The organism is Pseudoalteromonas sp. TB64 (assembly GCF_000498095.1).
Classification (GTDB): Bacteria; Pseudomonadota; Gammaproteobacteria; order Enterobacterales; family Alteromonadaceae; genus Pseudoalteromonas.
The window spans coordinates 22,388-31,261 of sequence record NZ_AUTQ01000161.1 but is presented as its reverse complement, the minus strand read 5'-3'; the positions used below and the strand labels follow the sequence as shown (position 1 = coordinate 31,261).

Here is an 8,874-nt window from a genome sequence, read left to right as displayed (position 1 = left end):
CAGGTGTAAAGCATATAGAGAGCCCAATTAATTTAGCGCGTTTAGTAATGGAAAATTCTGTACATGTAATGCTAAGTGGTCAAGGGGCTGAGGAGTTTGCTAAAGAGCAAGGCGTAACGTTAATTGAAAATAACTTATTTGATACACCCCATCGTTATGAAGCGCTGATAAAAGCAAAACAAAAATTAGATAAAGCGAAAGCAACTAGCAAAGCGTATCAAGCCGCACATAAGGCGTTACCTAATAATTATAAAATGGGTACTGTTGGCGCTGTAGCGTTGGATAAAAATGGTAATTTAGCGGCAGGTACATCAACGGGAGGTATGACGGCAAAACGTTATGGTCGTGTTGGTGATGCACCAGTAATTGGCGCCGGTACATTTGCTGAGAATGAATCGTGTGCTGTATCGGCAACTGGGCATGGCGAGTATTTTATTCGTTACAATGTAGCCAGTGATATTTGTGCACGTGTTAAGTATCAGGGTAAAACCATTGCTGATGCGGGGAATGATGTTATAAACGGCGTACTTAAACCGATTGGCGGTACTGGTGGCGTTATTATTATTGATACTAAAGGTAATATTAGTTTGCCGTTTAATACTTCTGGAATGTATCGCGCGAGCAAATCGAACACGCAAGCAACCTATGTGGGCATTTTTAACGATGAATAATTGGTTTAAGTGAGTAACTAATCCTTTTATATAATAAACGTGTAGTTGTTATACGTTTTGTAGGATTAACCCCAGCCATTTAATTTGATATAATTACGACTCTTTTACTAATTTTGTAAGGTATGCGGGTGGTAAACCTAGGTCAGCTGTTTGGCGAACTAAAAACGTGCTTAAAAAAAGATCAATTCATTTTCAAAAAACGCTTACATGGCGTAAAAAAAATAACAGATGAAAGCAAACATGCACACGCGCTTGAAAAAATAGCGGCTGATATTACCCGTAGCCAAGAGTTTCGTGATAAACGTTTAGCTAATCTTCCTAAGGTGACTTACCCAGAGCAATTGCCAGTAAGTCAAAAAAAGGATGTGATTAAAAACGCTATAGCAAATAACCAAGTGGTTATTATTGCCGGCGAAACGGGCTCGGGGAAAACCACGCAAATCCCTAAAATGTGTTTAGAGCTTGGTCGAGGTGTTGATGGCTTAATTGGTCATACTCAACCACGTCGATTAGCTGCACGTACAGTTGCCAATCGTATCGCAGAAGAAATGAAGTGTGAACTTGGTCAGCAAGTTGGCTTTAAAATTCGTTTTAGCGATCAGGTTTCAAATAATACTTACGTTAAATTAATGACCGACGGTATTTTACTGGCAGAAATTCAGCAAGATCGTTTTTTAAATCAATACGATACTATTATTATTGATGAAGCGCATGAACGTAGTTTAAATATTGACTTTATTTTAGGTTATTTAAAAAACCTACTTCCTAAACGCCCTGATTTAAAAATAATCATTACCTCTGCAACCATTGACCCTGAGCGCTTTTCTAAACATTTTGACGATGCGCCAATTATTGAAGTGTCGGGACGTACTTTCCCTGTTGATGTGCGTTATAATCCGATTACCGACATTAATAAAGATGATATGGAAGCAGAAGGCGATCAACTGCAAGGTATTTTTGATGCGGTTGACGAGCTTTGTGCTGAAGGTCCTGGCGATATACTGATCTTTTTAAATGGTGAGCGTGAAATACGCGATACAGCTGATGCACTCAGCAAGCGTAATTTAAAACACACCGACGTGTTGCCGCTTTATTCTCGTTTATCGAACGCAGAGCAAAACCGTATATTTGCACCGCATTCTCGTCGCCATATTATTTTATCGACAAACGTAGCCGAAACATCATTAACCGTGCCGGGTATTCGTTATGTAATAGACCCAGGAACTGCGCGTATAAGCCGTTATAGCTACCGTACAAAAGTTCAGCGTTTACCAATAGAACCTATATCACAAGCAAGTGCTAATCAGCGTATGGGTCGTTGTGGGCGTGTTGAAGCGGGTATTTGTATCCGTTTATACGCTGAGGATGACTTTATATCGCGACCTGAATTTACAGATCCCGAAATACTACGTACCAATTTAGCCTCTGTAATTTTACAAATGTTAGCACTTGGGCTTGGTGATATGGCACAGTTTCCGTTTGTGCAAGCCCCAGATAGCCGTAATATTAACGATGGTTTAATGCTGCTCGAAGAACTACAAGCAGTAAAACCTGCGCAGCGAGATAGCAAAACGAGTTTAACGCAATCGGGTAGAGAGCTTAGCCGATTACCCGTTGACCCTCGTTTAGCTAAAATGGTGTTAACAGCGCATAAGCTTGGCGCACTACGAGAAGTTATTATAATTGTTGCTGCGCTTTCGATTCAAGATCCCCGTGAGCGACCTCAAGAAAAACGTGCCGCTGCAAATGAAAAACACGGACGCTTTGATGACCCAGATTCAGATTTTATCGCTTTTTTAAATCTATGGAATTACTTAGAAGAGCAGCAAAGTGATCTGACTAATGGTCAGTTTAGAAAGTTGTGTCAAAAAGATTTTTTAGCGTATATGCGTTTGCGTGAGTGGCAAGATATAGTTTATCAAATAAGTACTGTATGCAACGAAATGGGTATGAAAGCAACCAGCCAAGCGGCTGATGGCGAACTTATCCACAAAGCGTTATTGAGCGGTATGCTAAGTCATATTGGCTTTAAAGATGAAAAACAAGTTTATAAAGGTGCACGTAATAGCCTGTTTTATATATTTCCGGGTTCGGGATTATTTAAGAAAAGCCCTAAATGGATGATGTCGGCGGAGCTTGTAGAAACAAGTAAATTATACGCACGTATTAACGCTAAAATTGATATTAACTGGGTTGAACCTTTGGCTCAGCACTTGGTTAAGCGTAGTTATACAGAACCTCATTGGGAGAAAAAGCCTGGTGCAGTAATCGCGTTTGAACAACAAACACTTTACGGTTTACTAGTCGTTAATAAGCGCCGATGTGTTTATAGCAACATCGACCCTAAAGTAAGTAGAGAGCTGTTTGTTCGTACTGCACTGGTAGAACAAGATCTCGGTTTAAATGAAAGCTTTTTACAGTTTAATCGTGAATTAATTGAAGATATTCAAGTTCTTGAAAATAAATCGCGTCGTCGTGATATTTTAGTTGATGAGCAAACATTATTTGAGTTTTACGATAAAAAGATTCCAAAAGAGATCAATAATCGTGCTGCATTTGTAAAATGGTATAAAACCCAAAAACAGCAAAATAAGCACTATTTGCACATGACCCGCGAAGAGTTAATGCAGCACGGTGCAAATAGTATTACAGAGTTTGATTACCCTGATACATGGCAACAAGATAATTTAATTTTACCGCTTGCTTATCATTTTGACCCTGGACAAGCAGTAGATGGTGTTGCTGTACAAATTCCGGTTGCCTTGCTAAACCAAGTTCAAGAGATTGGTTTTGATTGGCATATACCAGCGTTTAGACATGAGTTGATAAGTGGACTAATTAAATCGCTGCCTAAATCACTTCGTCGTAACTTTGTACCAGCGCCTAATTATGCAGATGCTGTACTTGCTGCAATAGAACCAATGCAAGGTAATTTAATTGAGTCATTGAGCAATCGCTTACTAAGAATGACCGGCGTGCGAGTAGACCCAGAGGCATGGGATTTGAGCGCGCTTGCACCGCATTTACGTTTTCAGTTTGAAGTACGTGATGATAACGATAAATTACTCGCACGCGGGCTTGATTTAGCTAAGCTTAAAGCTGAGTTACAAGGCGAAGTGACTCAAACGTTATCTAAAGTAGCCGATAAAGGCATAGAAAAAGTAGATTTAACACAATGGGATTTTGGCGAGTTACCTAGCTCGTATGTTAAAAAGCAAGGGCAGTATGAAATAAAGGCTTACCCTGCGCTGGTGGATAAAAAATCAAGTGCTGCAGTTGAGCTTTTTGATAACGAAGTTAAAGCACAAGTATCGCACCAACAAGGTTTGCGCCGCTTAGTATTGTTAAACGTGCCATCGCCAATTAAATATTTACAGCAAAATTTACCAAACAAAGCTAAGCTTGGTTTGTATTTTAATCCGTTTGGTAAAATAGCTGACCTAATTGATGATTGTATAGCTTCTGGCGTAGATAGCCTGTTAGTTAAGTACGGGGATATTCGTACCAGTGATGCATTTGAAAATGTAAAAGAGCATATACGCGGTGAGTTAGGTGATGCTGTTGTAGAAATTGCAGTCCAAGTTGAACAAGTTTTAAGTATTGCCCATGTTTTACATAAAAAAATGAAAGGGCGAGTTGATTTAACTATGATAACCGCGCATGGCGACATTAAATCTCAACTGGAATCACTCATTTTTAAAGGTTTTGTTAGCCAACATGGTGCAATGAAACTAGGGGATTTAATTCGTTATTTAAAAGCGATTCAAAAGCGTTTAGAAAAACTGCCTGTAGACCCTAACAAAGATAGGCTATGTGTACTTGAGCTAGATAAAGTAGCATTAGAGTATAAGAAATTAGCTAATAAAACACCAAAAGGTATGCCTCATCCACCAGAAGTAGAAGCTATTTTTTGGATGCAGCAAGAGCTAAGAGTATCATTATTCGCACAAACGTTAGGTACGCCTTATCCAATTTCTGCTAAACGTGTATTAAATGCGATAAAAGAAATTGAATAAAACTTGCATTTTCTATTAAGCTTAGTACCTTAATAGAAGGATTTATTTTTTGTTATGAGAAGGAAACGGCATACACATGTCCTCATTGAATGAAACGAGAAGACAACATTTGTTAGTGGTAGACGATGAGTATTTTAATTACGAGATACTCAAAGCTGGGCTAGCATCAAAGTTTGAGGTTAGCTACGCTGACTCTGGGCAAAGTTGCCTTGCATCGGCAATTGCTAATCCTCCGGACATTATATTACTAGATGTATGTATGCCAGGGCTTGATGGTTATGATACATGTAGAATGCTTAAACATACCCCAGAAACAAAAAATATTCCCGTTGTTATGGTTTCAGGACTTGAATCGCCACTTGAAAAACAAGCTGGATTTGATGCCGGATGTGATGCTTATGTAGTAAAGCCTTTTTCTATGGGTGTATTACTAGAGCAAATTAATACGATTGTGTAGAGGGTAATATGTTTACAGACGACAAACGAAACTTTAGACGTATGCAGGTGAATACGCCTGCAAATTTAACAACAATAGAACCTGTTGCGGGTTTAAACTATACAGCAGAGTGTACAGATTTAAGTGCGACGGGGTTGTCGCTGCATTTAGATGATTTACTCGAACCAAACACTATTTTATCTGTTGATATAGCGTCTACTCATCCAAGTATTGCCCCTTTAAAGGCAACGGCTAAAGTAATACGTGCCAGCAAAGAAGATGATGGCACTATAACCGCAGGGCTTGAAATCATTCAGTTTAACTAATTAAATTGAATCATTAGTTATTAATATACCTTACAGATTAAGCCTTTTAAGTAAAAGCCTTCAGGGTAACTACCTGCGATAGGGTGATCGGCAGCTTGATTCAAGCGCTCCATTATAAGTAGGTCTTTACCCGCATCAAGTGCTGCATCAGCGACTACTTTTTGAAATAAATTTTGCTCCATCAAACCAGAACATGAAAACGTTAATAGCGTTCCACCTGGTTTAAGTATTTGCATGGCAATCATGTTGATATCTTTATAACCACGACATGCACCTGTTAGCTGTGCTTTATTATCAGCAAACTTAGGTGGATCCATTACTATAGTATCAAACTGTCTGCCTTCATCGCGGTATTGGCGTAGTAACTTAAATACATCCTGTTTAACAAAATCAACTTTATCTAAATCTAAGTTATTATGTTCAACGTTACGCTTTGCTGTATCTAAAGCAGGTTGAGATACATCTACATTAGTTACATGCTCACATCCACCACGCAAAGCGTATAATGAAAATGTACCTGTGTAGCTAAAGCAGTTAAGTACGGTTTTACCTTTTGAAAAGCGTTCAAGTGCAGCACGGCTATCGCGTTGGTCTAAATAAAATCCTGTTTTATGACCATTAATTATATCGACTTCAATTTTAAAACCATTTTCATCAATAAGTACTGGCTGTGTTGGTTCATTACCCCAAAGTGCACCCTTAATTGGCTCTAAGCCTTCTTTGTTACGTACTTCTACGTCAGAGCGCTCATAAATACTACATCCAGGGAAAATAGACATTAGTGCGCCTACAATTTCGCCTTTATGACGCTCAGCACCAGCACTTAATAGCTGACACACTAATACGTTATCAAACTTGTCGATTGTAACGCCAGGTAGGTAATCAGATTCCGCAGCACATAATCTAAAGCCTGTTAACCCGCCTTCTTCAATTACTTGGCTACGTGCTTCTAATGAGCGGCGTAAACGGCGTTCAAAAAAGTTTTGATCGATTACTTCTTTCTCGTCAAAGCTCCAAACACGAGCACGAATTTGTGAATGAGGGCTGTAAGCGGCTGTTGCTAAAAACTTACCTTCACTGTCATGAATCGTTACTGTGTCGCCTAATCCTGGTTTACCTTTAATTTTTTTGATGGCTTTTGAAAATAACCAAGGGTGTTTTCTTTTTAATGATTTATCGCGACCAGCTTGTAGGTAAACGGCAGATGACATAGGGCTTCTCAGTAGTAATAAATAAGCGCTGTATTTTAGTCAAGCAACGAGCAACATACAATGAATGTTTTGCAAGAGGGGCATAAAGCACGGTAAAGTACGGGTAATTCATCGATTCATTAGCTTTTGGAACCTATTAGTGCCTGACGCCATTTTAAGCCCCGATTTAGAAATGCTTAATTCACAATGTAGAAAATTTATAACCTCTTTGGTGCATGCCGATGTAGCTCACGACATTACACACATAGAGCGAGTGGTGCGCGTTGCAATACAATTGTGTAATGCAGAGCAGGCAAACATGTCGGTAGTGTTACCGGCAGCGNNAGCCGTAGCTAAAAATCATCCCGATCGTGCAAAAGCTTCTACTATGGCTGCAGATAAAGCACTAGAGTTTTTAAAATCTGTTAATTATGACGAATCACTTTTTGATGAGATTCATCATGCAATTGCAGCACATAGCTTCAGCGCCAATATAAAAATTAAAACTGTTGAAGCGCAAATAGTACAAGATGCAGACAGAATGGATGCATTGGGCGCTATTGGGGTGAGCAGGTGCATGAAGGTTGGTGGCTCAATTTCTCGGTTATTGTATAATCCAGAAGACCCTTTTTGTATTGAACGTGAAGCCGATGATAAGAAATACACGCTTGATCATTTTTTTATAAAGTTATTACATATTGCAGATAGCATGAATACGCCATCAGCTAAAGATGAAGCTAAAAGACGTACAACGTACATGCACGAATTTTTAGAACAATTAAAGTCAGAAATTGGTGAGTAATGTGAATAATACAAACACACCTACATTATCTGGTATCGATCATTGTCATTTAAATGTTGATAACTTAGCTAATGCCGTTAAGTGGTATGAACATGTTTTAGGTTTTAGCGTAGTAACCGAGCTTGCCTTTTGGAATGAGAGTGGGCAAGGACCTTTAACTCTTGAAGATGCTAGTTTAACAACTCGTTTAGCACTTTTTGAAGGAGAGGGATGCAGTAAAGGGATTGCATTTTTGGCAACTGGCGAGCAGTTTATACAGTGGCTTTCACATTTTGAGTGTTTAAATATAAAAGCAATTTTAGCAGATCATGGTGTAACATTTTCTATGTACTTTAAAGACGAAAGCGGCAATAGCCATGAGATTACTTCTCACGACTACACTTATATTAAATCTTATTTTCCAAAAGTTAGCTTAGGGTCTCATTCAGCTAAGAAAGATTAACTTCCTTGATTTTCATTCTTTATAGCAAGAATATCGTCTAATTTACTGATAAATAGTTCCATTAGAGCTGAGTCGAAATGAATTCCGGCTTGTTTTTGCATATGTGAAACTGTTTCTTCAACACTCCAAGCTTCTTTGTAAGGGCGTTTAGATGTAAGTGCATCGAATACGTCTGCTATAGCAACGATTCGACCTTCTATTGATATTTCTTCAGCTTTTAGCCCATTAGGGTAGCCGGTACCATCCCACTTTTCATGATGTTCAATTGCCAGCTTATGAGCAAGTTGCAATAAAGGAGATGATGAATTAGCTAAAATTTGCGCACCTATAACAGCATGCTTTTTCATATGATCAAATTCTTCGCTTGTTAGTCGTCCAGGCTTTAATAAAATAGCATCTGGAATACCTATTTTACCAACATCGTGCATAGGGGCGGCTTGGCGTAATAATTCAGCCTGATGCTCTGGCATACCTAATGCTAATGCAAGTACTTTGCAATATTGGCTCATTCGAACAATATGCTCACCCGTATCGGTATCTTTATACTCTGCAGCGCGCCCTAATCGCTGTACTAAATCTACATGGGCTTGTTTTAGTTGTTCAGCTTGCACAAGTGAAAGATGTGTTTTAACCCTTGCTCTTACAATTGCAGGACTAATAGGCTTAGTAATATAATCTACAGCACCAAGCTCAAAACCTTTAAATTCATCACTTTCATCACCTAAGGCGGTTACAAAAACAACTGGAATATGAGATGTTTTTGGATTGCTTTTTACTAATTGACATACTTCAAAGCCATTCATATCTGGCATCATAATATCGAGTAAAATGAGCTGTGGCAGATCTTTTTCTAGCAAAGCAAGGGCTGCATCTCCTGATTTAGCAAAAGACATTCGATATTGATTACCTAACACTTCTCGCATTACTTTTAGATTTGCTGGCTCATCGTCAACAATTAATATACGTGGCCTATCGGAAGAAAAATCCATTA

8 protein-coding genes are annotated in these 8,874 nt (G+C 38.8%); 6 read left to right on the top strand and 2 right to left on the bottom strand.

Annotated elements, in window-relative coordinates:
* From L647_RS0113590 to L647_RS0113575, 4 genes are all read left to right on the top strand, one after another.
* Positions 1 to 671 (top strand): isoaspartyl peptidase/L-asparaginase (locus L647_RS0113590; protein ID WP_024611576.1); only part of this gene is annotated, 671 nt, incomplete at its 5' end.
* Positions 672 to 799: 128 nt separating this feature from the next.
* Positions 800 to 4,687 carry an ATP-dependent RNA helicase HrpA gene (gene hrpA / locus L647_RS0113585; RefSeq protein ID WP_024611575.1) on the top strand — a complete coding sequence of 1,296 codons (3,888 nt, stop codon included), beginning with the start codon at positions 800 to 802 and terminating at the stop codon, positions 4,685 to 4,687.
* Positions 4,688 to 4,763: 76 nt separating this feature from the next.
* The gene (locus L647_RS0113580) at positions 4,764 to 5,144 is read left to right on the top strand and encodes a response regulator (RefSeq protein WP_024611574.1); all 381 of its coding nucleotides are present in this window, start codon (positions 4,764 to 4,766) and stop codon (positions 5,142 to 5,144) included.
* Between the two features lie 8 nt (positions 5,145 to 5,152).
* Positions 5,153 to 5,449, top strand: a complete 297-nt coding sequence (locus tag L647_RS0113575; RefSeq protein WP_024611573.1) for a PilZ domain-containing protein — start codon at positions 5,153 to 5,155, stop codon at positions 5,447 to 5,449.
* Between the two features lie 20 nt (positions 5,450 to 5,469).
* Here L647_RS0113575 and L647_RS0113570 read toward each other — a convergent pair whose 3' ends face one another.
* Positions 5,470 to 6,660, bottom strand: a complete 1,191-nt coding sequence (locus L647_RS0113570; protein ID WP_024611572.1) for a class I SAM-dependent methyltransferase — start codon at positions 6,658 to 6,660, stop codon at positions 5,470 to 5,472.
* 139 nt (positions 6,661 to 6,799) lie between these two features.
* On the opposite strand from L647_RS0113570, the gene L647_RS0113565 reads away from it, so the two are divergent.
* Together L647_RS0113565 and L647_RS0113560 are read left to right on the top strand one after the other, a co-directional pair.
* Positions 6,800 to 7,441, top strand: a complete 642-nt coding sequence (locus L647_RS0113565) for a hypothetical protein (RefSeq protein ID WP_024611571.1) — start codon at positions 6,800 to 6,802, stop codon at positions 7,439 to 7,441.
* A 1-nt stretch (position 7,442) separates the two neighbouring features.
* Positions 7,443 to 7,883, top strand: a complete 441-nt coding sequence (locus tag L647_RS0113560; RefSeq protein WP_024611570.1) for a VOC family protein — start codon at positions 7,443 to 7,445, stop codon at positions 7,881 to 7,883.
* Here L647_RS0113560 and L647_RS0113555 read toward each other — a convergent pair.
* The gene (locus L647_RS0113555; protein ID WP_024611569.1) at positions 7,880 to 8,872 is read right to left on the bottom strand and encodes a two-component system response regulator; all 993 of its coding nucleotides are present in this window, start codon (positions 8,870 to 8,872) and stop codon (positions 7,880 to 7,882) included. The genes L647_RS0113560 and L647_RS0113555 overlap by 4 nt on opposite strands.
* Positions 8,873 to 8,874 lie beyond the last annotated feature (2 nt).

Coding starts and splice junctions, on each gene's coding strand:
- L647_RS0113580 (WP_024611574.1), top strand. CDS start 4,764: ATGTCCTCATTGAATGAAACGAGAAGACAACATTTGTTAGTGGTAGAC.
- L647_RS0113555 (WP_024611569.1), bottom strand. CDS start 8,872: ATGGATTTTTCTTCCGATAGGCCACGTATATTAATTGTTGACGATGAG.
- L647_RS0113570 (WP_024611572.1), bottom strand. CDS start 6,660: ATGTCATCTGCCGTTTACCTACAAGCTGGTCGCGATAAATCATTAAAA.
- L647_RS0113575 (WP_024611573.1), top strand. CDS start 5,153: ATGTTTACAGACGACAAACGAAACTTTAGACGTATGCAGGTGAATACG.